Genomic DNA, 25,804 nt, shown 5'->3' on the forward strand with positions numbered 1-25,804 from the left:
AAAATATAGCAAAATGTTACATAATGGATGTAATTTTTCGGGTTATAATCGTTATTTTTTCAATCATTTTTCTGATATTTGCTAAAAATCTAACGTTATGGAACCTATTCTAAATTTTGCCCAGTTAACGGCTCATCTTAAAAAACTAAACCATAGAAAACGAATTGCCGTGGTCTGTGCGAACGATCCTAATACTGAATATGCCATCTCCCGTGCTTTGGAAGAAGGGATTGCAGAATTTCTGATGATTGGAGATTCTACCATTCTGAAGAAATATCCCACGCTCAAGCAATATCCCGAATACGTAAAAACCATCCACATAGAAAATCCGGATGAAGCGGCGCGCGAAGCTGTCCGCATTGTCCGTGAAGGAGGAGCGGATATTTTGATGAAAGGGATTATCAATACGGACAACTTACTGCGTGCCATACTCGACAAAGAAAAAGGTTTGTTACCGAAAGGGAAAATTCTCACGCATCTGGCAGTGATGGAAATTCCTACTTACCATAAACTGCTTTTCTTCTCGGATGCTGCTGTCATTCCGCGTCCCACGCTACAGCAACGTATAGAAATGGTCTGGTATGCTATCTGTACCTGCCGTCACTTTGGTATCGAACAACCGCGTGTCGCACTGATTCACTGCACAGAAAAAGTGAGTGCCAAGTTCCCTCATTCACTAGACTATGTGAATATCGTAGAACTTGCCGAAGCGGGAGAATTCGGAAATGTGATTATTGACGGTCCGCTGGATGTACGTACTGCCTGCGAACAAGCAAGTGGTGATATTAAAGGGATTGTATCTCCTATCAACGGACAAGCGGATGTGTTGATATTCCCGAACATTGAATCGGGTAACGCATTCTACAAATCCGTTTCCCTGTTTGCACAGGCAGAAATGGCAGGATTGCTGCAAGGCCCCATTTGCCCTGTAGTGCTTCCATCGCGTAGTGATTCCGGCTTGTCCAAATATTACAGCATTGCGATGGCATGCTTACAAGTGTCAGGAGATTGCAAATGCAGAAAACAAGTCAGCCAAGTCACCGGCTCATCATTCTAAATTCACCACTAAAAACCTACCATTCATGAAAATTCTGGTCATCAACCCCGGTTCTACTTCTACCAAAATAGCGGTTTACGAAAATGACACTCCTCTGTTCGTCAGCAATATAAAACATTCAGTAGAAGAACTATCCGCTTTTCCCGAGGTGATAGACCAGTTTAAATTCCGGAAAAACCTGGTGTTACAAGAATTGGAAAACAATAAGATACCTTTTTCTTTTGATGCCATCATCGGACGTGGCGGTTTAGTAAAACCGATACCGGGCGGAGTGTATGAGGTAAATGAAGCCATGAAACGTGATACCGTACATGCCATGCGTACCCATGCCTGTAACTTAGGAGGATTGATTGCCAGCGAACTGGCGGCTACATTGCCCGGCTGTCCGGCTTTCATTGCTGATCCGGGAGTGGTGGATGAACTGGAAGACATAGCACGCATCACAGGTTCTCCTTTAATGCCGAAGATTACTATCTGGCATGCATTAAACCAGAAAGCAATCGCCCGCCGCTTTGCCAAAGAGCAGGGAACCCAATACGAAAAGCTGGATTTAATTATCTGCCATCTGGGAGGTGGCATCTCTGTCGCAGTCCATCACCACGGACGAGCCATTGACGCCAACAATGCATTGGACGGTGAAGGTCCTTTCTCACCGGAACGTGCCGGTACACTTCCCGCCGGTCAACTGATCGACCTATGTTTTAGCGGTCAACTCACCAAAGACGAATTGAAAAAACGTATCTCCGGACGCGCCGGACTGACCGCCCATCTAGGTACAACCGATGTTCCCGCCATTATACAATCTATCGAAGAAGGAGATAAAAAAGCAGAACTGATACTGGATGCCATGATTTACAATGTTGCAAAAGCAATAGGAGCTAGTGCCACCGTACTTTGTGGAAAAATAGATGCCATCCTTCTGACAGGAGGCATCGCTTATTCGGACTATGTGATTTCAAGACTGAAAAAAAGAATTTCTTTCCTGGCTCCCATCTACGTTTATCCCGGAGAAAATGAAATGGAGTCGTTAGCATTTAATGCCGTAGGAGCACTAAAGGGGGAATTGCCGATACAAATCTATAAATAGGCAGTCGCACAAAAAGGCTATTTAGTAACCAATCACCAAGCAGTTGATTGTTTCTGTTTCTAATTGGAAACGGCTAACTGTACAGCACCATTCACAATGCCTGCTAATATAAAGCCTTGAGCACATAAATGGTTTGACAAAAAAAGAACACTAATACAAATAATAACAGTAAGGTAATATTTGTCTATTTCACATAGATAGTTGAATAACATAATAAAAAAAGAATTTTGCGATAGTTTCTTTAGCGGGGTTAATAAAAAAAGCGCCTATTAGCCATCGCATTAACCACGATTTTAACCACGACCTTAACCACGAAGCTATACTTTTGTCATGTCTCAACCCGTTGGAACATTCAACGTTGGCAACACATGAAAACGCTGTGATTACTTCGCAAGCTATAAACTCAAAAAGAAAATTATGAAGAAATGTTGGTTATTATTTTTAGTGCTTAGCTGCACGCTTCTTGCCCAGTCCAAAGACTGGACACAATACGTTAATCCGTTAATGGGAACACAATCATCTTTTGAATTATCAACAGGTAACACCTACCCTGCCATTGCCCGCCCTTGGGGAATGAATTTCTGGACGCCACAGACCGGAAAAATGGGAGACGGATGGCAATATGTCTATACAGCCAATAAAATCCGTGGATTCAAACAAACCCATCAGCCCAGCCCATGGATAAACGATTACGGACAGTTCTCCATTATGCCGATGGTAGGTAAACCTGAATTCGACGAAGAAAAGCGGGCTAGCTGGTTCGGACACAAAGGAGAAGAAGCAACTCCTTATTACTACAAAATGTATCTGGCCGAATACGATATTGTCACGGAGATGTCTCCTACTGAACGTGCTGTACTCTTCCGGTTCACTTTCCCGGAAAACGAACATTCGTATATTGCAGTCGATGCATTTGACAAAGGGTCTTTTATTCAGATTATCCCAGAAGAAAACAAAATTATCGGTTATAGTACACGCAATAGCGGAGGAGTTCCCGAAAACTTCAAGAACTATTTCATTATTCAATTCGATAAGCCTTTCACCTATAAAGCCACTGTGAATAATGGAAGTATTCAAGAAAATGCAACCGAACAGACTACTGACCATGCAGGAGCCATTATAGGTTTTAAAACTCAACGTGGAGAACAAGTACATGCACGCATCGCTTCTTCCTTTATCAGCTTCGAACAGGCTGCAAGGAATATGAAAGAATTAGGAAATGACAATCTGGAGCAGATAAAACAAAAGGGACAGAAAGCATGGAACCAGGTACTGGGAAAAATCGAAGTGGAAGGAGGAAATCTCGATCAATACCGCACTTTCTACTCCTGCTTATACCGTTCGTTACTTTTCCCCCGAAAATTCTACGAACTGGACGAAGCCGGAAAACCTGTTCATTACAGCCCCTATAACGGGCAAGTTCTACCGGGATATATGTTTACCGACACCGGGTTTTGGGATACCTTCCGGTGTCTTTTCCCATTACTGAATCTGATGTATCCGTCGATGAATAAAGAAATGCAGGAAGGGCTCATCAATACCTACAAAGAAAGCGGATTCTTCCCCGAATGGGCCAGCCCCGGACACAGAGACTGCATGATAGGAAATAATTCGGCTTCCATACTGACAGATGCTTATTTAAAAGGTATTAAAGTAGAAGATGTGAAAACCTTGTACGAAGGGTTAATACATGGAACAAAAAGCGTACATTCCACCGTATCTTCCACAGGAAGACGCGGATACGAATATTATAATAAGCTAGGCTACGTCCCTTATGACGTAAAAATCAATGAAAACACTGCCAGAACTTTGGAGTATGCCTACAACGACTGGTGTATCTATCAATTAGCCAAAGAATTAAAGCGACCGGAAAAAGAAATACAGCTCTTTGCCAAACGGGCGATGAACTATAAGAATGTATTCGATAAAGACTCCAAGCTCATGCGAGGAAAAAATGAAGATGGAACATTCCAATCTCCATTCTCACCATTGAAATGGGGGGATGCATTTACCGAAGGAAACAGCTGGCACTACTCATGGTCTGTATTCCACGATCCACAAGGATTAATTGACTTAATGGGAGGAAAAGATATGTTTATCACTATACTGGATTCTGTATTCTCCGTACCTCCTGTCTTTGATGAAAGTTATTACGGGCAGGTTATTCATGAGATTCGTGAAATGACAATCATGAATATGGGGAATTACGCACATGGCAACCAACCAATCCAACACATGATCTACCTATACAACTATGCCGGTCAACCCTGGAAAGCGCAGTATTGGCTACGCCAGGTCATGGATAAAATGTACACACCGGGTCCTGACGGATATTGTGGAGATGAAGATAATGGGCAGACTTCGGCATGGTATGTTTTCTCCGCATTAGGTTTTTACCCCGTATGTCCGGGAACCGACGAATACGTCGTTGGTGCTCCTCTTTTTAAAAAAGCAACCTTACATCTTGAAAACAGTAACAGCCTCATCATCCAGGCAACCGATAACAGCAAGAAGAATATGTATATTCAAACAATGAATCTGAACGGCACAGAATATAAAAAGAACTATCTACGCCATGAAGACTTATTAAAAGGAGGAAACATCAACTTCCAAATGGGAAGCCAGCCCAATTTAAGCAGAGGAACAGAAGAGGAAAGCTTTCCTTACTCCTTCTCTAAAGTCCTAAAAAAGATTCATTAAATTCATAAAAAACAAGAGACTGTTTAATTAAGTCTCATGTTGATAAGTTTGCCTCTATTATGGGAATCCATAGCAGAGGCAAATTTTATTCTTCAAGACTTATTAGAGATATTCATTAAAAGGAAAAAGTTATCTCCTTATTCATCAACGTTTCAAAATCAGGCAAAAATAGATGAACCGCAAACCATCTAGCAACATTTATGGTATTTGTATTTTAAGAAAGAGTAACTTCTTCCAATAAGGCAAGCTCCCAACTACGCCAAACAATCGTAATTAACTTCAACCCACCTTTCGCTCTGGCTTCTGCCACCAGTTCGTCTTCGCTGTAACGCAGCAACTGACCACGTGCCTCATCGGCAAGGGTACGTATTTCTTTTTCCGAAGCACCGGCTTTTGCATATTTCACCTCAAGCAGATAGGTGAAAGGAGGCAATACGGGAACCGACGGACTAGGTCTGAATAAGAAGTCTGCGAAGCCTTTATTCAATTCGTATTCCGGGTAGAGCTGATAATACCGATACATTCCTAAATAAGCAAGCAAGAAGCCTTTAATATGCGCTTCACCTTCAATATATTCACGAATACGGCTTTGCTCACGAACAGCGTCGGCAATAAAATCGAACAACGGTTTCCAGTCCCCTCTGAAAGCCATATTCTCAAATAAAGCACTCATCTTGTTCATATCCATTTTAAAGATACCATGCTTGACGTAGCCTTGTATCAGGAAATTAAACAGCTGCTCTCTTACAACTAAATTCGGCACATGCAAAATGGGTCTTCCCACCATATCTACACCTTTAATGGAGAGAAGCCCGAAATAGAATAGCAAAGACTTGAAGTTACTAGGATCCGTCATCTCCAATGCAGAAAAATGAGTAACGATGTCAGTAGTAATCTCTCCCTGCTCGGCTATCTCTTTTATAACGGAAAAATTCTCTCCCAATCCGTGATCGAGCTTTATCAAGTATGTCAGTTTGTTGAAGTCGGTACGGATATTGGGGTCTACAATTTCTTTAGGCTTTTTATGATGAAGTACAAAAGATTTCAGAAAATAAAGAGTCATATCGGAATTAAACATACACTGCTCCAATGTATCTTCACTAAAGCAATAATTGTCATAATTAGGTTTCATCATGGCAACTATATCATCTATAGATTCTTCAAGTACTCCCTCCTCTTTATAATATGTCAGCATTTCACGCAATTCCTTCTCACTAAAGCCAACCAAATCATTAAACCAAGGATCAGTCGTTATATTAGTTCCGATATTAAATCCACTTGTGACATCATCCATCGTCACCGGACTCACCCCGGTAATAAACAACCGTTCAAGGGCAGCCCCTGTTCCTGTTGTAGCGGATTTTATCACGTTAAAGAAGCCACGAATGAAACCTTCACCATGCGTTGCTTTTCTATAAAACTCGGTACCGTAGGTTGAAAGAATGGTATTGGTGAAATTATCGTATTCATCAATAAGCAAATAAATGCGGAGATTTCCTTTACGGCTGGCATAGGTACTGATTGCCGATAAAAAAGCACCGGGGTCTTTTTGTGTACCTTCATCCAGAATCTCCCAGATTTCTTTTCCAAGCAAACGCTCGTATTTGTACACGAAGTCCTTCAGCTTGTTACAGCAATGAAGTTTAAACGATTGCTCAACCTCATTGACATTAAAACTCACTTCTGAAAAGTTAAACCGCATAATGAGAAACTGATTGTGAAGTTTCGTCGGATACTGGCCTATGTATAACTGACCAAACAGTTCATCAAACTGCTCTGCGTAACTTACATCATAATAAGTTTCTAACATTGCCAAAGTCAGACTCTTTCCAAATCGGCGAGGGCGAATCAGAAACAGATAACGTGGTTGCATTTCTATTTTCTCAATAAACATCGTTTTATCTACATAATAGAAATTGTCTTTGATTATTGCTTCAAAATCAGTTATTCCATAAGGTATTTGTTTCATCATATTGCGAATCCTTTCAATTTATCTGTTTTTTTATTTCTGCAGACTTTCTTCAATATGCTGCAAACGACGTTCTAAAGCGGCATACTTTTCATCCTTTTCTTTTTAAAAGACGCTCATAAAGTTCGGTGATTTTGTCGATAGGATTGAAATTGTTAACTCGATTGTCCTCACCAACTTCATCAACAAATCCAATATTAGCATTTGTGGCTGCATTACCATTATTTGTAATATTCTCAAACACCACCGTCTGTGCATCCTCCTCCAAAGTCTTGAGATAATCGAAAGGCACATTCAACGCCCGTGCAAAGCGTTGCAACATTTCATCATCAATCACTCTCATCTTCTCATATTTAGAAACAGCAGGCTGTGAGAGATGTACTAATTCACTCAAACCCTCCTGGTTCATATTCTTTTCAACACGGGTACGACGTATATTGCGTCCGTGATGGACTCTCCCAATAATCAATTCTTCTGTTTCCATTTTTATTTTCTTTCTTTTTAAAATCCAACAAATATACAAATGAAAAGTTTCGCTCGAAGCAAATATACGAAAAAAACGAATAGATGTGATAATATGAATAAAAGGAATATTACAACCTGACAAATAGAATAAAATGAATACTTCAAATAGCGTGTAATGTGTTAAATAATTACAAACTTTACCACACGAAAGAATAGCAAAACAAAAGAGCTGACCGACATGAAAAGAATATTAACAAACAAAGAATATAGATTCATAAAAGAGCTCAAAGGATTGATGGCTAGATACAATGTAGTAATCTCTACAGATGCACAAGGAAAAATTGAGATTGTAGTGAATGAAGACAATGAATCGTTTGACTTTGAAGCAGAAAGCACGATCTATTTAGGAGCTTGCTTTTCTAATCACGAGCTAAATGAATTACTGGAAAGAAACCTCGCACATATAAAACGAATAGAAGAGGAGTATAAAACAAACTTATAAACTAACTGATATAATCGAAAAATCATTAATCCTAATCTCTATATAAACACCCTATCAGTTCCTTTTAAACCAACGGCCTCTTCCTTTAAAAGGAAGGGGTCGCTCCTTTAAAAGGAACGAAGCGTTGGTTTTAAAGCAAGAAAAGCGGCTTTATTAGCGGGTATATTTGCCTGTATCATAAACTTTTTGAGCAAAAAAGCTCTTTCAAAGAAATTTTTCTCATATCTTTGCGACGTGTTAAGTTAATAAATTGATTAAGGTCGATTTTTGACTGTTTCGAATCGGGAAGTATGGGGGTACTTTCCGATTCTTTTTATATAAAACAGGTCAACTCTGAATGTTACTAATAAAAAATCCCGTTTTTTAAAAAAACGGGATTAAATGCAAAGAAAAACAGACTCGGCTTAACCAAAGCAATAAATTAAGTCAGAGTCAGATTAGAATATACTGTGGGTTATCTCGTACCCGATGTTTCATTTTTAACACAGCGGATAGACTGTCCAAATGTCGGCAACTGATACATAAGTCCCGGATTCGGCCATTTACCCAAAAACATACTCCATACAGCATGAGGATCTTCGGCAGACGATGCAGCTATGGAAGAGGTATGGTAATAACCTGTCTGCCCAGCATACTCCAGACTACTATTCTGATTACGACGTCTTCCCGCCGAAGGAAAGAAAACAGAAGCACCATTCGACTCATTATAGACCAGAATTCCCATATACGCAGCCTGCGCATTCTCCGATGAAACACAATAAGGATAATTCCCGTCACCCGATCCCATTTTGACAGGTCGGCGGTCAAAGAAACCATCAGCATAAAAACCTATAGAGAATTTCATATGTTCTTGTGCTTCACTTGTACTATTTCTATCCTTCCAAAAGTTCTGATATCGGTCTACCTTAATTCCACCCACTCCCGCCGAACCATCATATCCTCCAATATTCGAATTCAAACCGGCATCTCCACTTAATGGATTTATAAATAAAGATTGCCGCAACTCGGAAAAAGCTATATCATCGCTATAATCCACCAAATTTGCCTTTATGACATTTTTATCGGTATCAACAATGACATGATCGCCATTCTGATCCAAATTATTGGGATACGGTCCGTTATAAGAGACTCTATCAATATACCCATCCGACGGGCGGTGATATCCTTCAGGACAAGATTCAAAAACCTCTGTGTATCCATAATCATATATAATTTCCGGTGATGGAAGGAGCCGCTCCCCATACCGGTAAAAACAGCTTATACGTTTCATTGAGGAACTGTATATCTTTAATCCAATGGTCTACAGTGAGGGCAGTAGGATGATAAGCTAACCGGAAATAATCCTGATTCGCCTTCTTGGGAAGTCCCCATTGAAAGAAAGCCCCAGCCTGACTTGGATACTTTACAAACTTTGCCTGCTTATGATCCACCGGAGTATACAGGGCATTACTACCGTTATAATAGGCCGGAGAGGTCAGATTATAAGGTGATATTTTACGAGCATAATCACGGGATTTACCTTGCAATGGCCCTTTAGATATAGGGTCTGCAGTTCCCGGCCTCATAATATAATCGGGCTCTTCCCCCTGCCGGACATACAGATATTCTGCACTGTACCACACTTGATTGTCCCCTGTCCCCCATCTACCTCCATAACGTTCAATTTTAACTCTGGCATACCTTGGAGTTGCTCCCGTATTTTTCCCTTTTACACCAATACGGAAATAGACACGTCCCCTACCTTCCACATAGGTTCCTCCCTCTCCTTTATATGCATTAGGGAGCACCTGATAGTGTTCTGGATTCCCCGGATCATCCATTCCGACACGAGGGTCGAAGCTTGGAGTAGAACTCAAGACTACAAAATCACCGGATTCCACAGTCGCCTTCCAAGGAGAAATTGCTCCCAAATCTTCCGGACGCTCGCTTGCTCCCGCTATCCTAGCCTGCTGTCCGGTAATAATTCTTTCACCAACCTCATCATCTCTAAAAAAAGCACCTATGTACCCAGTTCCGTATGCATTAAATGCAAAACGTTTTCCGTCTTGAACTGTATTGACTTTTATTTCTCTTTGCAGTTTGCCACCGTCTTCGTCTTCAACAGACAAAACAATCCGATAAGTTTCCCGCGCACCCTTCACATTCTGTTCATCAAGCAACACATCCATATATCCTGTACCGGTTTGAGATGTTTTATCATAGGTGTACAGAAAACGGGAAGTGGCGTATGTGATCGTCGCCCCATTATCTTTGGTATCATTAGACTTTAATACAAGGTCATTAAATATCTTTTCTGTTTCGGCCTTAGTAGTTCCCGTAGCACCCACATACAATTCGGGTAACACTTTCACTATCGGCATATTGGAACTGAAAGAGATCCGCGCCCCATTAAAATCGGTAATACCGGTTTCCAAAGTCGATACATTCAAGACTTTGACACCTACTATGTCCCAATCTTCATCCACATCTTCCCACTTCGATGCTATTATATTCACCTGCAATGGGTCTTGTATATATCCTGTCAAGTCGAGCTTCGTATTTTTAGGCAAACTATAATTCACCGGACTCGAATTTATCTTCAATTCGCAAGACGGACTATAATTATCTACCATATCAACGGTGAAAATCACAGCCTCATCTTCGTCATTGACAGATGCCGGTTCGCTTGCCGGCAAGATAATACGGTTGACTTTCTTGCCCCATCCCCATTCGGCGGTAGCAGTGCCGTCAGCAAAATACCCCCCATCGTCGGTTAAGGTAAACTTACGTACCACATTCCGTTCAATAGCCGGACCATCATAACCTGCCGTCAAGGGAACGAGATTGGGGATATTACTGAATATTACTCCTTTAAAAACACTATTCAAGTCATCCACTGCTTTCAGTTCAACATCTACCCTCACTCCAAGTCGTTCCAAAGCCAATAGTAGCATGGACACTGTCGTACCATTTTCCAGTGTGGCCCCCTGACCATTGGAAAGTACGGTTACATTCTTTATCTCCTGCATCATCGGGATGAGTTGCTCCGATGAGAAAAAACTTGCCGGATAAGCAATATGATTCAAATCACTGTAATTACCAATAGCTTCCAACTTGGTTTTAACCGGTATATGAGGAGGTTCATTGGCCAAAAACACAAAATCATACGTTCCCGGATCAATAGGATGCCGAATGATATCTCCTGTTGATGCAGCATAAGATACATTACTAATCTTATTTCCAGTCGTCCGATCAAATGCCAGAATACGCAGGGTGCGCACTACTCGGTCTTCCGGAGTACCCTCGTGTGTGGTTGCTCCCAGAGGTGTTATCCCTCTCACTGTCAGAAATGTCCCTTCCACAGTATTCTCGGTGAAAGTTTCATCTATACAAGAAGAAAAGACAATCAGCAATAACGCATAAAGCCAATTTCTATATATTCTATTTCCACTCTTCATCATTCATTGTTTCCTTTTACACAACATCAAATTCTCTCTCTATTCTCAATATGCAAATATCGTGAATTCGCGTAACTCTATGAATTATATCCATTTCTGATATAAGCAATAAACGTATTGAATAACAACTGATTATGCAAATCAAAGGCACATACATTGTAAAATGCAAAAAGCGTATTGACAGCGCATCAGCATTTGCGGATTTCACAAAATCCGTAAAACCCAAGTTTCGATATTCGAAATTCGCAACGAATAGATCCCTATACATCCATATACAAAAAAGCCCTTGAACAATCACGCTTCAAGGGGAGGGTATCACCTCATTGATACTATACTTTCTGAGAAGTGGAATTAAAAAAATAGTCTGAAAACTAAGTTTTCAGACTATTCATTATATAGAAGATATGACTCTTTTACTTCTTTTCCGGTCTTGGCATCAACACTTTTCTTGAAAGTTTGAATTTACCAGTTTTCTGGTCAACATCAATCAGTTTTACTTCAATCTCATCACCTTCCTTAATTCCAGCTTCTTCTACTGTTTCCAGACGCTTCCAATCAATTTCAGAGATGTGCAGCAAACCATCCTTGCCCGGCAAGAATTCGATGAATGCACCATAAGGCATAATAGAACGAACTTTACCTTTATAAACTTCGCCCACTTCAGGAACAGCAACGATTGCTTTAATCATGCGCATTGCATTATCAATACATTTTTTGTTTGTTCCGGAAACTTCGATGCGTCCCATACCATCAATTTCTTCGATAGTAATCACAGCACCTGTTTCTTCCTGCATACCTTGGATGATCTTTCCACCAGGGCCGATCACAGCACCGATAAATTCTTTAGGAATTGTCATCGTTTCAATGCGTGGAGCATGTTCTTTCAGGTCGGCACGTGGTTCAGCGATTGTTTCAGTAATCTTACCCAGGATGTGCATACGTCCTTCTTTTGCCTGATTCAAAGCACGTTCCAGAATTTCGTAAGACAGACCGTCTACCTTGATATCCATCTGAGTAGCCGTAATACCATCTTTTGTTCCTGTTACTTTGAAGTCCATATCACCCAAGTGGTCTTCGTCACCCAGAATATCAGACAATACAGCATATTTCTCTTCGCCCGGATTCTTAATCAATCCCATAGCGATACCTGATACCGGTTTCTTGATCTTCACACCAGCATCCATCAATGCCAATGTTCCGGCACATACAGTAGCCATAGAAGAAGAACCGTTAGATTCGAGAATATCTGAAACCACACGTACTACATACGGATAGTCAGCAGGAATCTGTCCTTTCAAAGCACGCCAAGCCAAGTGACCGTGACCGATTTCGCGACGGCCTACACCACGTTGTGCTTTTGCTTCGCCTGTAGAGAAAGGAGGGAAATTATAATGTAACAAGAAACGTTCTTTTCCGTGTTCCAAAACATCGTCAATGATCTTCTCATCCAGTTTGGTACCCAGAGTTACAGAAGTCAGTGATTGTGTTTCACCACGAGTAAAGATAGCAGATCCGTGAGGACCAGGCAGAGGACCAACCTCACACCAGATCGGGCGGATTTCAGTAGTCTTACGACCATCCAAACGCTTACCTTCGTCAAGGATAGAACGGCGCATTGCTTCTTTTTCTACATCGTGGTAGTAGCGGTCGATCAACGCACCCTTTTCGTCCAACTCTTCTTCAGAGAATTGAGCTTTAAATTCTTCACGGATAGCTTCGAAAGCAGCAAAACGTTCGTGTTTGTTATTGTTTCCGGAAGCGGCAACAGCATAAGCTTTTTCGTAACATGCTTCACGAACAGCCTTGCGCAAATCTTCGTCGTTCACTTCATGGTTGTATTCACGTTTCACTGTTTTTCCAACCTCTTCAGTCAACTCCATCTGAGCTTTACAATGAACCTTGATAGCTTCATGAGCTACTTTCATTGCTTCCAGCAATTCAGCTTCGGATACTTCGTGCATTTCACCTTCTACCATCATGATATTCTCATAAGTAGCGGCTACCATCAGATCCATATCAGCTTTTTCCAGTTGTTCAAAAGTAGGATTGATAACGAACTGACCGTCGATACGTGCTACACGTACTTCAGAAATCGGTCCGTTGAAAGGAATATCTGAAACGGCAAGTGCTGCAGAAGCGGCAAGTCCTGCCAATGCATCCGGCATATCCACACCATCAGCAGAAAAGAGGATGATGTTTACATATACCTCTGCGTGATAATTATCGGGGAATAAAGGACGGAGAGCACGGTCGACAAGACGGCAAGTCAGAATCTCATAATCAGAAGCTCTACCTTCTCGCTTGGTGAAACCACCGGGGAAACGGCCGAATGCCGCAAATTTTTCTTTGTACTCTACCTGTAAAGGCATAAAATCTGTTCCGGGAACTGCATCTTTAGCGGCACAAACAGTAGCTAACAACATGGTATTTCCCATGCGGAGCATTACAGAACCGTCTGCCTGTTTTGCCAACTTTCCCGTCTCGAGTGTGATGGTTCTTCCATCAGGTAACTCGATTGTCTTAACAATTGGGTTAATCATAAAAATTGTTTTATCTATACTTTTTCTTTCAAAATTCCTGCAAAGATATACATTTATCGTGGTAATCAGGTGGAAATGAGGTAAAAAGTTAGTGGTGAACTGATTTTTTTTCAAAATTAGGATGAAGAACACAGCAAAATGCTTTGACTAATCTCGAAAAGAAGTATATTTGCATCTCGTTAATAACACACACTATATGAAAAAGGTTACTTTTGCAGCGCTCGCCGCACTTACTATTACTGCTTGTAGTTCCGGCCCTAAATTCCAGGTGAACGGGGATGTATCAGGAGCCGACGGTAAAATGCTTTATCTCGAAGCTTCCGGTCTGGAAGGTATTGTTCCGCTCGATTCAGTAAAGCTGAAAGGGGAAGGCACATTCAGTTTCAAGCAGCCTCGTCCTGAGTCACCCGAATTTTACCGTTTGCGGATTGACGACAAAATCATCAATTTTTCTGTAGATTCTATCGAAACGATCCAGATCAAAGCTCCGTATGTGGACTTCTCTACTGCTTATGCGGTGGAAGGTTCGGAAAACAGCAATAAAATCAAAGAACTGACGTTGAAGCAGATCCGCCTTCAAAAAGAGGTGGACGATTTGCTGGCATCCTTGCGCAGCAACAGGATAGGGCACGATGTGTTCGAAGATAGCTTGGCAACATTGCTCAACAACTATAAGGAAGATGTCAAGGTGAACTATATTTTCGCTGCTCCCAACACGGCTGCGGCTTACTTTGCCCTGTTCCAGAAGCTCAATAATTATCTGATATTCGATCCGTTGAACAATAAAGACGATGTGAAATGTTTCGCTGCTGTTGCTACGAGCCTCAACAACTCGTTCCCTCATGCGGTACGTTCCAAAAACCTTTATAATATTGTAATCAAAGGAATGAAGAACACGCGCCAACCGCAAACGAAAGCACTGGAAATTCCACAGGATAAGATCGTAGAAACCGGCATCATCGACATTGCCTTGCGTGATGTGAAAGGAAATGTGCGCAAGCTGACCGACCTGAAAGGCAAAGTCGTTTTGCTTGATTTCTCTGTGTTCCAGTCACCTGCCGGAGCTCCTCACAACCTGATGCTTCGCGAACTATATAATACATACGCTAAAGAAGGACTGGAAATATACCAGGTATCTCTCGACGCGGACGAACACTACTGGAAAACAGCGGCAGACAACCTTCCATGGGTCTGTGTGCGCGATGGAAACGGAGTTTACTCTACCAACGTAGCTGTATATAATGTTCGTCAGGTTCCATCTATCTTTTTGATTAATCGTAACAACGAATTGAAGCTTCGTGGCGAAGATATTAAGGATTTGGAAGCAGCTGTCAAGTCATTACTCTAAGTTGTTATAATTTAGCATATTTCTTTTAAATATGTTACATAGCATCTTTTTTCACTTGACACGTATCACATAAAAAGCTATCTTTGCAAAGAAATAATGAAAAGAGGGTTCCAACATGGCTCATGTTGGAATTCTTTTTTGTTTATATGACCATTTAAAACAATTAAAGGAGGAAAACATCATGGCTTATATGTCAGAAGAAGGTTACAAAAAACTGATGGCGGAACTGAAGGAACTGGAAACAGTGGAACGCCCGAAGATCTCTGCGGCAATAGCCGAAGCCAGAGATAAAGGAGACTTGTCTGAAAACGCTGAATACGATGCAGCAAAAGAAGCGCAAGGTATGCTCGAAATGCGTATCAACAAATTGAAAGCTACCATTGCAGATGCAAAAATCATCGATGAATCTAAATTGAAAACAGATTCCGTACAGATTTTAAATAAGGTGGAACTGAAGAATGTAAAGAATGGCATGAAGATGATTTATACCATCGTTTCAGAAAGTGAAGCTAACCTGAAGGAAGGAAAGATTTCCGTTAATACCCCGATTGCACAAGGTCTGCTTGGCAAGAAAGTGGGTGATGTAGCAGAAATCACTGTTCCACAAGGTAAAATTGCACTGGAAGTAGTAAACATATCAATTTAACGTAAAGGCAGGTCTCCGTGTGGGGCTTGCCTTAATTTATCAATAAAAGTTATGGCAACAATATTCAGTAGAATCATCGCAGGCGAGATACCCTGCTACAAGGTAGCGGAAAACGAAAAGTTTTTTGCTTTTCTCGATATCAATCCGTTGGTAAAGGGACATACATTGGTAGTGCCCAAACAGGAAGTAGACTATATTTTCGATTTGAGCGATGAAGACCTGGCTGCTATGCATGTGTTTGCAAAGCAAGTAGCCCGTGCCATTGAGAAAGCATTCCCTTGCCGAAAGGTAGGTGAAGCTGTTATCGGACTGGAAGTGCCTCATGCACATATTCATTTAATTCCTATTCAAAAGGAATCGGATATGCTGTTTTCGAATCCGAAACTGAAATTGTCGGACGAGGAATTCAAGTCCATAGCACAAGCAATCAACTCCTCTCTATAAAACATGATGATGAAATAATGAAAGGCATTCCGTGATGGAATGCCTTTTTTTCTTTACTATTCTTTACTTTCGGCTACTTCAACCAGATAAACTCCAATACAAATAAAGATGATTGCAAACGTCTGCGTCCAACTAAAGCGATCTTGTCCTAGAGCAAGGGAGGCAATGGTCGCCACAATCAGAATCAGATAACCGTAAATAGCAACGACCGTTGTCTTCAGATATTTCAAACCGACAGGCAGCAGCATATAACTGATAGTGGTAGGGAAAATCAATACGAACATCAGAATAAGGAAAGGTGTCCAATGGAACGGCATGGAGAATACCGGGGCATCAAATCCTGTAATAAATGTGACTATAATGGCAGACACGGCAGCACCGGAAAAGGTATATCGCAACATCGTTATTGCTCCAATGGCCGTGAGGATGCGCTGACTAAGAATCAGATAGACAGCATACACCACAGAACTAAGAAGACAAAGCATATTCCCCATAAAAGCATCAGAGGCCAAATCATCGCTTTGCTGGGTTAAGATGCAAACCAACGCTCCTATCAGACCGATAGAAATTCCTATTATTTTTTTAGCGCCCGCCTTCTCCTTATAAAAGAATATCATCATTAGAAAAACCCAAATAGGCTGGAGACTGGTAAAAATGGAACTGGAAACAGGAGTTGTTTTACTCAATCCGGACAGATAGAGAAACATAAAACCGTAAAGTCCCAAAGCCCCCAACAGAAAGAGGAGCCATTTATCTCTGGCTGACGATTTCTCCGGAGGCATAAACCACCCGATCACCCAAAAAGCAGCCGCTGCAAATGTGCAACGAAGCGCGGCTCCCGTCAGTGGACTCATCCACAAAGGCAGAAGATACTTTAAGGCATTCATATTTAAACCGCTAAATACTTTCGAGACAGCCATGCTAAGATTGGCCTCCAGTTTCTTATTCTTCATTTTTTTATTTCAATTGGTCGTTAAACAAAAAGGTATTACGGCGCCGATATGCCCAGAAAAGAGTGACAATAGTTATCAGAAGATTAAAGATAAAAGGAAACTCCTGTGATTGGGTATGGAATATCCACTGGAAAAAATCGACAATAAAGGGATAAAGCAAGATAGCCAGATAATTCATCATCATCACAAATGCCAAAGCCAAGGTAGTCTTTTGCGGTAAGGCAGTCTGCGTGGTCTTATCATAAAGCATAGGCTGAATAATGCCATATCCCAAACCAACCAGGATACATCCGGGAATAATCAGCCATTCGATTGGAGCTATCCAGATTAATAGCAGTCCCAACGCTATTGACAGCAGGCTGTATGCTTTCGTACGTCCTTTCAGCAGGGCTACGATCTTATCCAGACAGAAACCCGGAGCGGTGATAGCCAGAAAGAAGAGCGAAATCATCAATCCTGAATTACCACTGGAAAAGTGATGCTTCTCCATTAAGAAAGGCAGATTGAAAATCACTACTACCACAATATAGGTTATCACCCCATAAAAGAGCATCAACTCTATCAGATGTTTGATGTGAATACCGTATTTACTGCCTCCTATATCTATGGAAGTAGATTGTTCGGAGGCTTCGTTGTCTTTTGTAGTATCTGCAGAAGAGGAAGGAGAGGGTGTATAAGCGACTTCTCCCGTCCGGTCTTCTTTCAAATGTCCTACCAGCAGAATGGAAATCAATGGGAGAAGATAGACAAGGAAAGGCAGATGCCAGCTGACTTCTGCAAGATAGCCCGTTACGGCAGTTGCTATCACTAACGTGAAATTAGTAATAGCGGAGCTTAATCCGAACTGTTTCACCCGATAGGTTCCTACAAAGTATCTGGAAACCAATCCGGTAGATAAAGGGATAATCAAACCGGAACCGATACCGAGCAAAGCACTTACCACAATTAATTGCCACATTCGATTGGAAATCAGATACAAAATGCCGCTCGCGGCAAAAAGCCAGAGTCCGACCTTTAATACACGGACATAATCGACTTTCTCTGTCAGTTTACCCCCCAGCAATATAAAAGGAATAATGAGCAGTGATGGTAGCGAAGTCAACATCTGTATGTCCAAATCCGTAGCTTTCGGAAATATCTTCGTAAGATCACCCAATATAGGTGAAACAGCTAGTCCCGGCAATGAAGTCAATGCCGAAATAGACCAGATAGCAATTAAAGTAATAAGGGGAATTGTTCCCCGTCCCGTCTGTATCTTCATAATGCTTATTCGTTAAAAGTTTAGGTTTGAAGAAAACAATAGTCTTCTTATAAAGTTCAAAAAACGTATATCCGGGCTTCATTGCTTTAAAAGCATCCCGGGAAGTTCTTCCGTGCAGGCAAACCCACCCCCTTAATAAACGCCAAATAATGTAAAAGCCGGAAACTTTCAAACCTATCTGCTGTTGTTGTGGGAAATTCGACGGGGAAAATCCCCATCGCCCTAAACCTTAAAAAAAAACAAATTAGTATGGAAGATTTAAATTTCAGAAAAGGTGATGCAAAAACCGATGTATTTGGTTCAGACAGAATGTTACAACCCTCTCCGGTAGAGAAAATACCTGATGGACCTACTACTCCTGAAGTCGCCTATCAAATGGTGAAAGATGAAACATTTGCTCAAACTCAGCCCCGTTTGAATCTGGCTACTTTCGTTACCACTTATATGGACGAATATGCTACCAAGCTGATGAATGAGGCCATCAACATCAACTACATTGATGAAACAGAATATCCGCGTATCGCTGTGATGAACGGCAAATGTATCAACATCGTTGCCAACTTGTGGAACTCTCCTGAAAAAGAGACTTGGAAAACAGGTGCTTTGGCTATCGGTTCTTCAGAAGCATGTATGTTGGGTGGTGTAGCTGCCTGGTTGCGTTGGCGTAAGAAAAGACAAGCACAGGGCAAACCGTTTGATAAACCAAACTTTGTTATTTCTACAGGTTTCCAGGTTGTTTGGGAAAAGTTTGCACAGTTATGGCAGATCGAAATGCGTGAAGTGCCTTTGACACTTGAAAAAACCACTCTTGACCCCGAAGAAGCTCTGAAAATGTGTGATGAAAACACCATCTGTATCGTACCGATTCAAGGTGTTACATGGACTGGACTGAATGATGATGTCGAAGCATTGGACAAAGCTCTGGATGCTTACAATGCCAAGACCGGTTATGACATTCCTATCCACGTAGATGCCGCCAGTGGTGGTTTCATCCTTCCGTTCCTGTATCCGGAAAAGAAATGGGACTTCCGTTTGAAATGGGTACTTTCTATCAGTGTATCGGGCCACAAGTTTGGTTTGGTATATCCGGGACTCGGATGGGTTTGTTGGAAAGGCAAAGAATATCTGCCCGAAGAAATGTCATTCAGCGTCAATTATCTGGGAGCCAACATTACACAGGTAGGTTTGAACTTCTCTCGTCCGGCCGCACAAATTCTGGGACAATATTATCAATTCATCCGTTTAGGATTCCAGGGTTACAAAGAAGTGCAGTACAACTCTCTGCAAATTGCCAAATATATCCATAGCGAAATAGCTAAGATGGTTCCATTCGTCAACTACTCCGAAGATGTCGTGAACCCACTATTCATCTGGTATATGAAACCGGAATATGCAAAGAACGCCAAATGGACTTTGTATGATTTGCAAGACAAATTGTCTCAACACGGTTGGATGGTTCCTGCTTACACATTGCCTTCTAAACTGGAAGATTATGTAGTGATGCGTGTCGTTGTTCGTCAGGGATTCAGCCGCGACATGGCAGATATGCTTCTGGGCGACATCAACAATGCCATCGCCGAACTGGAAAAACTGGAATATCCGACTCCTACCCGCATGGCTCAAGAAAAGAATCTTCCGGTAGAAGCCAAGATGTTCAACCACGGTGGTCGCCGTAAAACCGTAAAAAAATAAAAGGATCTATGGATAAAAAAGTAACACTCGCTCAATTGAAAGAAGTGGTACAGGAGGCATACGATCAGGTAAAGACCAATACCGGCGGCAAGAATGCCGACTATATTCCTTATCTGGCAAATGTCAACAAGGATCTCTTTGGAATCAGCGTCTGCCTGCTCAACGGGCAGACCATCCATGTGGGAGACACAGACTATCGCTTCGGTATAGAATCCGTATCCAAAGTGCATACGGCTATCCTGGCACTGCGCCAATACGGTGCTAAAGAAATCTTGGACAAGATTGGAGCGGACGCAACAGGCTTGCCCTTCAATTCAATCATCGCTATCTTGCTGGAGAACGACCATCCGTCTACTCCCCTGGTAAACGCCGGAGCCATTTCTGCCTGCAGCATGGTGAAACCTATCGGAGACTCTGCCGGGAAATGGGAGGCCATCGTAGGAAATGTGACAGACCTATGCGGAAGTGCCCCGCAACTGATTGATGAATTGTACAAATCTGAATCGGACACCAACTTCAACAACCGTTCTATCGCATGGCTGCTGAAGAATTACAACCGGATTTATGATGACCCGGATATGTCATTAGACCTTTACACCCGCCAATGCTCATTGGGAGTTACTGCATTGCAGCTTTCCATTGCAGCTGGTACAATCGCCAACGGTGGTGTGAACCCTGTGACTAAAAAAGAGGTTTTTGATGCCGCACTAGCTCCCAAGATCACTGCCATGATTGCCGCAGTAGGTTTCTACGAACATACCGGCGACTGGATGTATACTTCCGGTATTCCTGCTAAAACAGGTGTAGGTGGCGGTGTGATGGGTGTTCTGCCCGGACAGTTCGGTATTGCCGCATTTGCTCCTCCTTTGGATGGTTCGGGCAACTCCGTGAAAGCGCAGTTAGCTATTCAATACATCATGAACAAGCTGGAATTGAATGTATTTAGCAACAACCACATCACCGTTGTTGACTAAAAACTCTCTCTATCTCTTTTATAAGAAAGGTAAAGGTTACTATCTCCCGATAGTAACCTTTTTCTATTCCCCATACCTTTTTTTGGGGGGACAAGGTGGAGTTCATTCATTTAGTAACGAATACTATTGTTCTTGCCCTTATCCGCAAGCACATTATTATGTACTTGCTTTTTGCACGGCTGCTTTTTCCGCCAATTCTTTTTGTGCGGAAGCCTTTTTCTGTTGTTCCTCCTCCTCGTAATATTGTTTTCTACGTTTGTTGGATTGCTGAATCAGATTGGTTATATAAACCGTAAAGATAGGAAACATCATCATGCCTAAAGCAGCCAACAAAACGGAAAGTACACGTCCGGTCACCGTCTGCGCTATGATATTCGAGCCGACGGTAGTGACATCCATGAAAGCCCACCACAAAGCATCTCCATAACCATTCACCAAAGGATTCACCCGATGCTCCAACACAAAAAATGCCAGACTGGAAAAATAGACTGTTGCCAGCAACATCGTCAGGTAAGAAACAAACAAGCTCGATGCCCGGTTGTAAGTCAACCAGCCGACCACAATGGCAAGTGCATATCCTCCTCTCAATAAAGGAATGAAACGGAGCAGATAGGTGATCTCATCCGAAAATGTCCACCCATAATAAGCGATAATATTCTGATAAGGAATCGCCACCAATAAAAAGATAAAATGCGTCCGCAAATAACGTCCCTTATGTTTTGCCAGAAAGAACTCCAATACAAAATCAAAAAGAAACCAAAGACAGATAAATAGCTGTACTTTCATGTACGAAGACTGTGTATAAAACGGTATTCCCTTAAAAGTATCCACCGAGATACTGATAACCAGGAATAGGGACATTATTAATATAATAATGTGAAGAATACCATAGATTCCCTTTTTCCCGGAAATAAAATCTGAAAGCGCTGATTTCATAACTACTTAGTTTATAATAAAATGATTCATATATTATTTAGATGGTTTAGAAACAATCGAAGAAAGCGATTGTTTCGGAAGAAGTAAATCCGGGATTACAATCTCCCATTTCGGGGATGTTAATTAACGAACTTTGAAAGAGATTGCGGAAACATCTCACGCAAAATGTTGTTATAACACTGACTTTAAAATATTTTTCACTTAAAACCTTAACTTATGGCGAATATTAAAAATGCAGTGAAGCTAGGCGTGTTTACCCTGGCTATCATGAATGTTACGGCAGTAGTATCCTTGCGTGGACTACCAGCCGAGGCCGTATATGGAATGAGTTCGGCCTTCTATTATCTTTTTGCAGCTATTGTCTTTCTAATCCCTACATCGCTCGTTGCAGCCGAGTTGGCGGCGATGTTTCAGGATAAACAGGGTGGTGTGTTCCGGTGGGTAGGCGAAGCCTACGGCAAAAAGCTGGGATTCCTCGCCATTTGGGTACAATGGATCGAAAGTACGATCTGGTATCCGACAGTGTTAACGTTTGGTGCCGTATCTATCGCTTTCATCGGAATGAATGACGTACATGACATGTCACTGGCAAACAATAAGTATTATACGCTCGTCGTAGTACTTATCATCTACTGGCTGGCTACTTTCATTTCCCTGAAAGGTATGAGCTGGGTAGGTAAAGTTGCCAAAGTCGGTGGTATGGTCGGTACAATTATCCCGGCTGCCCTGCTGATTATCTTGGGAATCATTTATCTGGCAAGCGGCGGACATTCCAATATGGATTTCAATAGCAGCTTCTTCCCCGACTTTACCAACTTTGACAATGTCGTTCTTGCTGCCAGTATCTTCTTGTTTTATGCCGGTATGGAAATGGGGGGTATCCACGTAAAAGACGTAGAGAATCCTTCTAAAAATTATCCGAAAGCCGTATTCATCGGTGCACTTATCACAGTGTTGATCTTCGTTTTGGGTACTTTTGCATTAGGTGTGATTATCCCTGCAAAAGATATCAACCTGACTCAAAGTCTGCTTGTCGGTTTCGACAACTATTTCAAGTATATCCATGCTTCCTGGTTGTCACCAATCATTGCCGTCGCCCTTGCATTTGGTGTACTGGCTGGTGTATTAACATGGGTTGCCGGTCCGTCAAAAGGTATATTTGCCGTAGGCAAAGCCGGATATATGCCTCCGTTCTTCCAGAAAACAAACAAACTGGGTGTACAGAAGAATATCCTGTTCGTACAAGGTATCGCTGTAACTGTATTAAGTCTGTTGTTCGTTGTCATGCCGTCCGTACAGAGCTTCCTATCAGATTCTGTCACAGCTGACAGTTATTCTTTATCTGATTATGTACTTGTTGATGTTCTCCGGAGCTATCGCATTGCGTTATAAGATGAAGAAACTCAACCGTCCGTTCCGTATCGGTAAATCCGGCAACGGTCTGATGTGGTTTGTCGGTGGCCTTGGTTTCTGCGGATCATTACTTGCCTTTATCCTCAGCTTCATCCCGCCCAGCCAGATCTCTACAGGTAGCAACACCGTTTGGTTCTCCGTACTGATTATCGGTGCTATTATCGTTGTTGTTGCTCCGTTTATTATCTACGCTTCCAAGAAACCGTCTTGGGTAGATCCTAACTCTAATTTCGAACCGTTCCACTGGGAAGTTCAAGCTCAACCAGCCACTGTCAATGTCAGTGCAAATAACACTAATGCTGCCCGTCCTACCGCAACTTCTGTACATACAGGAGGCGCAACCGGGACAAGTACAGCAGTTTCTGATGCGGCATCCTCTGGTGCCACCGCCTCCGGTGCTACTCCATCAAACAGCAGTTCTGCTACATCCAGTGGAAATTCTACTTCCGGCAAAGCATCTCCGGGAACCGGAGACAAAGATAAGGATGCACCTAAGTCGTAAAGACTAAGTGTCCATCCTGTTCACAAAAAAGTAAGAGGTTATTCAAACAGCCTTGAACTTATAAAATTACCCTCACTACAGTGAAGTGCTCCCCTAAAGTCAGTTATAAAACCTTTGGGATGCACTCCACGGTTGTAGTGAGGGTGATTTATTTTAGGGGATTTTCTCCAGCCTTCTTATTTAGAAGTATGTTCCCCATCATTTAATCGATACAATACCTGTCGATTGAAGAATCTTATTTTATTGCCTGTGGCTTTATCCGTTCCGGCTTTATCACCCGTGGCAACACAAAGCTGAAAATAGATCCCCGGTTAATTTCCGAATCAAGTTCGAGACTTCCACCCAGATTTTGGAGGATCGTTTGTGAAAGAGTCAGCCCAAGTCCTGTCCCCTGCATTTCACGATCGAGTTTTATGAAACGTGAGAATATTTTTTTCTGTTCCTCTTCCGGTATGCCAATGCCTGTATCGGACACAACAAAACAAACTTCTTCCGTTCCTTTCTGGCTACAACTAAAACGAATTTCACCCGATTCGGTGAATTTCATTGCATTATGTAATAGGTTGGACAATACCTGAATGATACGTTCCCGCTCCGAATACATCATTATAGGTTGTATGTGTGCCTCACAAACCAATTCCACCGACGAGTTATTCAATTTCGTTTTAAAAATTCCCTCCAACTCTCTTAGTAAATCATTGGCATCAAAATCTGTATAAACAAAATCTACTGTTCCCGATTCTATTTGAGAAAGATCAAAAATATCATTCACCAGGCGCAACAAGCGTTCATTATTCTCTACAATAACATCAGCATACATTTTTCGTTCCTCTTCACTGGAAGCCGATACCATCAAGCCCGAAAATCCGACAATCGCATTTAGCGGTGTACGTACCTCGTGGCTCATATTAGCAATAAAGGCAGATTTCAATTTATCGGCAGAAACAGAATGTTCTCTTTCAATAGACAGTAGCCTTTGCGCATTTTTCAGCTCCGTCACATCATAAACAGTCAACACCATATAATCTTCGCCATGAATATTCAAATAAGTACCCGATACCGATACATCGCAAGGAGTCACTTTCGTTTCATCCTCACTCAATAACTTCATGGAAGCTTCCAGATTTTTAAAACTTGCTTTCTTGCAAAAAGCCTTACCGATAGACGCACGGATACAACATAGTTTGCATTGTTCATGCTGACCACATTCACCGGCTGCAATCGCATTTCTACAATGCAGCAAATCCCCCACTCTTTTTGTAACTCCACCTACCTGAACTGGAAGATGGTTCAAAGAATAATAATTGGTATCACAAACTACAAAATCTTTGTCAATCAATAAAAAGTAAGCATTGATGTTCTGCAAAACCAGAGCCAACTTTTTAAGTTCATTCTCTTTGTTTTCCTTCAAATGCACCTCTTTCTGGAGTGACTGACACTTTGCCCACATATAAATGAAGGCAGCTAACAAAACTATTATAACAATAATCGCCAGTAATGACATAGTAATAGAGTGTTTATATTGTTTTGATCGTTTCAGTCCGTAAATTTATAAAATATGTCGCACAAACAGCTGTTTATCTACATATTTATTCTAGCAAAAATGCATTTATATTTCTACGAGTCTAAAATTGGTAAAAATTTCCCCTTAAGTTATTGCGGTATTAAAAAATATACTTATCTTTGCACCCGCAAACGAGAAAGGTGCCATAGCTCAGTTGGTAGAGCAAAGGACTGAAAATCCTTGTGTCCCCGGTTCGATTCCTGGTGGCACCACTTCTTAAGCAATCGGAATGTAGCGCAGTTGGTAGCGCACTACGTTCGGGACGTAGGGGTCGGGCGTTCGAGTCGCCTCATTCCGACAAAATCGGGGTTAAC

General features: G+C 41.8%; 17 protein-coding genes, 2 tRNA genes and 2 pseudogenes. 12 read left to right on the forward strand and 9 right to left on the reverse strand.

Annotation, left to right across the window (positions count from 1 at the left end; genetic code table 11):
* Positions 1 to 97: 97 nt before the first annotated feature.
* The 3 genes from NXX38_RS02930 to NXX38_RS02940 all read left to right on the forward strand — a co-directional run bounded on the left by NXX38_RS02930 (position 98) and on the right by NXX38_RS02940 (position 4,844).
* A complete protein-coding gene (locus NXX38_RS02930) occupies positions 98 to 1,057 on the forward strand; it encodes a phosphate acyltransferase (RefSeq protein ID WP_148367058.1) in 960 nt (319 codons plus the stop codon).
* Positions 1,058 to 1,082: 25 nt separating this feature from the next.
* A complete protein-coding gene (gene buk, locus NXX38_RS02935) occupies positions 1,083 to 2,144 on the forward strand; it encodes a butyrate kinase (RefSeq protein ID WP_074560082.1) in 1,062 nt (353 codons plus the stop codon).
* A 417-nt stretch (positions 2,145 to 2,561) separates the two neighbouring features.
* Positions 2,562 to 4,844: a GH92 family glycosyl hydrolase gene (locus NXX38_RS02940; protein WP_258978585.1), complete on the forward strand. Its 2,283-nt coding sequence runs from the start codon at positions 2,562 to 2,564 to the stop codon at positions 4,842 to 4,844.
* A gap of 214 nt (positions 4,845 to 5,058) precedes the next feature.
* Here the strand turns inward: NXX38_RS02940 and NXX38_RS02945 are convergent, their stop codons facing one another.
* Together NXX38_RS02945 and NXX38_RS02950 are read right to left on the reverse strand one after the other, a co-directional pair.
* The gene (locus NXX38_RS02945) at positions 5,059 to 6,816 is read right to left on the reverse strand and encodes an ATP-binding protein (protein ID WP_258978586.1); all 1,758 of its coding nucleotides are present in this window, start codon (positions 6,814 to 6,816) and stop codon (positions 5,059 to 5,061) included.
* 30 nt (positions 6,817 to 6,846) lie between these two features.
* Positions 6,847 to 7,297: pseudogene (locus NXX38_RS02950) on the reverse strand (helix-turn-helix domain-containing protein).
* 219 nt (positions 7,298 to 7,516) lie between these two features.
* Between NXX38_RS02950 and NXX38_RS02955 the strand changes: the two are divergent.
* Positions 7,517 to 7,780, forward strand: coding sequence for a hypothetical protein (locus NXX38_RS02955; RefSeq protein ID WP_148367054.1), 264 nt, complete (start codon positions 7,517 to 7,519; stop codon positions 7,778 to 7,780).
* Positions 7,781 to 8,234: 454 nt separating this feature from the next.
* On the opposite strand, the gene NXX38_RS02960 is transcribed toward NXX38_RS02955, so the two are convergent.
* The 3 genes from NXX38_RS02960 to pnp form a co-directional block, all read right to left on the reverse strand.
* Entirely contained in the window at positions 8,235 to 9,050 is an 816-nt protein-coding gene (locus NXX38_RS02960; RefSeq protein WP_258978587.1) for a hypothetical protein, read from the reverse strand.
* A complete protein-coding gene (locus NXX38_RS02965) occupies positions 8,983 to 11,220 on the reverse strand; it encodes a hypothetical protein (RefSeq protein WP_258978588.1) in 2,238 nt (745 codons plus the stop codon). The genes NXX38_RS02960 and NXX38_RS02965 overlap by 68 nt, the downstream gene beginning before the upstream one ends.
* A 410-nt stretch (positions 11,221 to 11,630) precedes the next feature.
* Complete coding sequence (gene pnp / locus NXX38_RS02970; RefSeq protein ID WP_004323285.1) at positions 11,631 to 13,757, reverse strand: polyribonucleotide nucleotidyltransferase; 2,127 nt, start codon at positions 13,755 to 13,757, stop codon at positions 11,631 to 11,633.
* A 196-nt stretch (positions 13,758 to 13,953) separates the two neighbouring features.
* Between pnp and NXX38_RS02975 the strand changes: the two genes are divergently transcribed.
* The 3 genes from NXX38_RS02975 (at position 13,954) to NXX38_RS02985 (ending at position 16,195) form a co-directional block, all read left to right on the forward strand.
* Entirely contained in the window at positions 13,954 to 15,105 is a 1,152-nt protein-coding gene (locus tag NXX38_RS02975) for a DUF4369 domain-containing protein (RefSeq protein WP_074636488.1), read from the forward strand.
* A gap of 181 nt (positions 15,106 to 15,286) precedes the next feature.
* Positions 15,287 to 15,751: a transcription elongation factor GreA gene (gene greA / locus NXX38_RS02980; protein WP_032844195.1), complete on the forward strand. Its 465-nt coding sequence runs from the start codon at positions 15,287 to 15,289 to the stop codon at positions 15,749 to 15,751.
* 51 nt (positions 15,752 to 15,802) lie between these two features.
* Positions 15,803 to 16,195: an HIT family protein gene (locus NXX38_RS02985; protein ID WP_148367051.1), complete on the forward strand. Its 393-nt coding sequence runs from the start codon at positions 15,803 to 15,805 to the stop codon at positions 16,193 to 16,195.
* Positions 16,196 to 16,251: 56 nt separating this feature from the next.
* Here the strand turns inward: NXX38_RS02985 and NXX38_RS02990 are convergent, their stop codons facing one another.
* Both NXX38_RS02990 and NXX38_RS02995 read right to left on the reverse strand, forming a co-directional pair.
* On the reverse strand, positions 16,252 to 17,148 hold the full coding sequence (locus NXX38_RS02990) for a DMT family transporter (protein ID WP_148367050.1): 897 nt from the start codon (positions 17,146 to 17,148) through the stop codon (positions 16,252 to 16,254).
* A gap of 4 nt (positions 17,149 to 17,152) precedes the next feature.
* Positions 17,153 to 18,409: an MFS transporter gene (locus tag NXX38_RS02995; RefSeq protein WP_148367049.1), complete on the reverse strand. Its 1,257-nt coding sequence runs from the start codon at positions 18,407 to 18,409 to the stop codon at positions 17,153 to 17,155.
* A gap of 249 nt (positions 18,410 to 18,658) precedes the next feature.
* Here NXX38_RS02995 and NXX38_RS03000 point away from each other — a divergent pair, with 249 nt between their 5' ends.
* Positions 18,659 to 20,101 (forward strand): glutamate decarboxylase, encoded by a 1,443-nt coding sequence (locus NXX38_RS03000; RefSeq protein ID WP_148367048.1) that lies wholly within the window; start codon positions 18,659 to 18,661, stop codon positions 20,099 to 20,101.
* A gap of 8 nt (positions 20,102 to 20,109) precedes the next feature.
* On the forward strand, positions 20,110 to 21,075 hold the full coding sequence (gene glsA / locus NXX38_RS03005; RefSeq protein ID WP_148367047.1) for a glutaminase A: 966 nt from the start codon (positions 20,110 to 20,112) through the stop codon (positions 21,073 to 21,075).
* Between the two features lie 156 nt (positions 21,076 to 21,231).
* Here glsA and NXX38_RS03010 read toward each other — a convergent pair whose 3' ends face one another.
* Positions 21,232 to 22,011 (reverse strand): potassium channel family protein, encoded by a 780-nt coding sequence (locus NXX38_RS03010; protein WP_148367046.1) that lies wholly within the window; start codon positions 22,009 to 22,011, stop codon positions 21,232 to 21,234.
* 267 nt (positions 22,012 to 22,278) lie between these two features.
* On the opposite strand from NXX38_RS03010, the pseudogene gadC reads away from it, so the two are divergent.
* Positions 22,279 to 23,926: pseudogene (gadC, locus tag NXX38_RS03015) on the forward strand (putative glutamine/gamma-aminobutyrate antiporter GadC).
* 235 nt (positions 23,927 to 24,161) lie between these two features.
* Here gadC and NXX38_RS03020 read toward each other — a convergent pair.
* Complete coding sequence (locus NXX38_RS03020; RefSeq protein ID WP_258978589.1) at positions 24,162 to 25,430, reverse strand: HAMP domain-containing sensor histidine kinase; 1,269 nt, start codon at positions 25,428 to 25,430, stop codon at positions 24,162 to 24,164.
* A 199-nt stretch (positions 25,431 to 25,629) separates the two neighbouring features.
* On the opposite strand from NXX38_RS03020, the gene NXX38_RS03025 reads away from it, so the two are divergent.
* Both NXX38_RS03025 and NXX38_RS03030 read left to right on the forward strand, forming a co-directional pair.
* A tRNA-Phe gene (locus tag NXX38_RS03025) sits at positions 25,630 to 25,702 on the forward strand.
* A gap of 13 nt (positions 25,703 to 25,715) precedes the next feature.
* Positions 25,716 to 25,788, forward strand: a tRNA-Pro gene (locus tag NXX38_RS03030).
* Positions 25,789 to 25,804 lie beyond the last annotated feature (16 nt).

Origin of the sequence: Bacteroides sp. BFG-637, from assembly GCF_024793605.1 — a bacterium.
Classification (GTDB): domain Bacteria; phylum Bacteroidota; class Bacteroidia; order Bacteroidales; family Bacteroidaceae; genus Bacteroides; species Bacteroides vicugnae.

Bases quoted from the DNA above. Each gene is read 5' to 3' on its own strand.
- NXX38_RS02930 (WP_148367058.1), top strand. From the start codon at position 98: ATGGAACCTATTCTAAATTTTGCCCAGTTAACGGCTCATCTTAAAAAA.
- buk (WP_074560082.1), top strand. From the start codon at position 1,083: ATGAAAATTCTGGTCATCAACCCCGGTTCTACTTCTACCAAAATAGCG.
- NXX38_RS02940 (WP_258978585.1), top strand. From the start codon at position 2,562: ATGAAGAAATGTTGGTTATTATTTTTAGTGCTTAGCTGCACGCTTCTT.
- NXX38_RS02945 (WP_258978586.1), bottom strand. From the start codon at position 6,816: ATGATGAAACAAATACCTTATGGAATAACTGATTTTGAAGCAATAATC.
- NXX38_RS02955 (WP_148367054.1), top strand. From the start codon at position 7,517: ATGAAAAGAATATTAACAAACAAAGAATATAGATTCATAAAAGAGCTC.
- NXX38_RS02960 (WP_258978587.1), bottom strand. From the start codon at position 9,050: ATGAAACGTATAAGCTGTTTTTACCGGTATGGGGAGCGGCTCCTTCCA.
- NXX38_RS02965 (WP_258978588.1), bottom strand. From the start codon at position 11,220: ATGATGAAGAGTGGAAATAGAATATATAGAAATTGGCTTTATGCGTTA.
- pnp (WP_004323285.1), bottom strand. From the start codon at position 13,757: ATGATTAACCCAATTGTTAAGACAATCGAGTTACCTGATGGAAGAACC.
- NXX38_RS02975 (WP_074636488.1), top strand. From the start codon at position 13,954: ATGAAAAAGGTTACTTTTGCAGCGCTCGCCGCACTTACTATTACTGCT.
- greA (WP_032844195.1), top strand. From the start codon at position 15,287: ATGGCTTATATGTCAGAAGAAGGTTACAAAAAACTGATGGCGGAACTG.
- NXX38_RS02985 (WP_148367051.1), top strand. From the start codon at position 15,803: ATGGCAACAATATTCAGTAGAATCATCGCAGGCGAGATACCCTGCTAC.
- NXX38_RS02990 (WP_148367050.1), bottom strand. From the start codon at position 17,148: ATGAAGAATAAGAAACTGGAGGCCAATCTTAGCATGGCTGTCTCGAAA.
- NXX38_RS02995 (WP_148367049.1), bottom strand. From the start codon at position 18,409: ATGAAGATACAGACGGGACGGGGAACAATTCCCCTTATTACTTTAATT.
- NXX38_RS03000 (WP_148367048.1), top strand. From the start codon at position 18,659: ATGGAAGATTTAAATTTCAGAAAAGGTGATGCAAAAACCGATGTATTT.
- glsA (WP_148367047.1), top strand. From the start codon at position 20,110: ATGGATAAAAAAGTAACACTCGCTCAATTGAAAGAAGTGGTACAGGAG.
- NXX38_RS03010 (WP_148367046.1), bottom strand. From the start codon at position 22,011: ATGAAATCAGCGCTTTCAGATTTTATTTCCGGGAAAAAGGGAATCTAT.
- NXX38_RS03020 (WP_258978589.1), bottom strand. From the start codon at position 25,430: ATGTCATTACTGGCGATTATTGTTATAATAGTTTTGTTAGCTGCCTTC.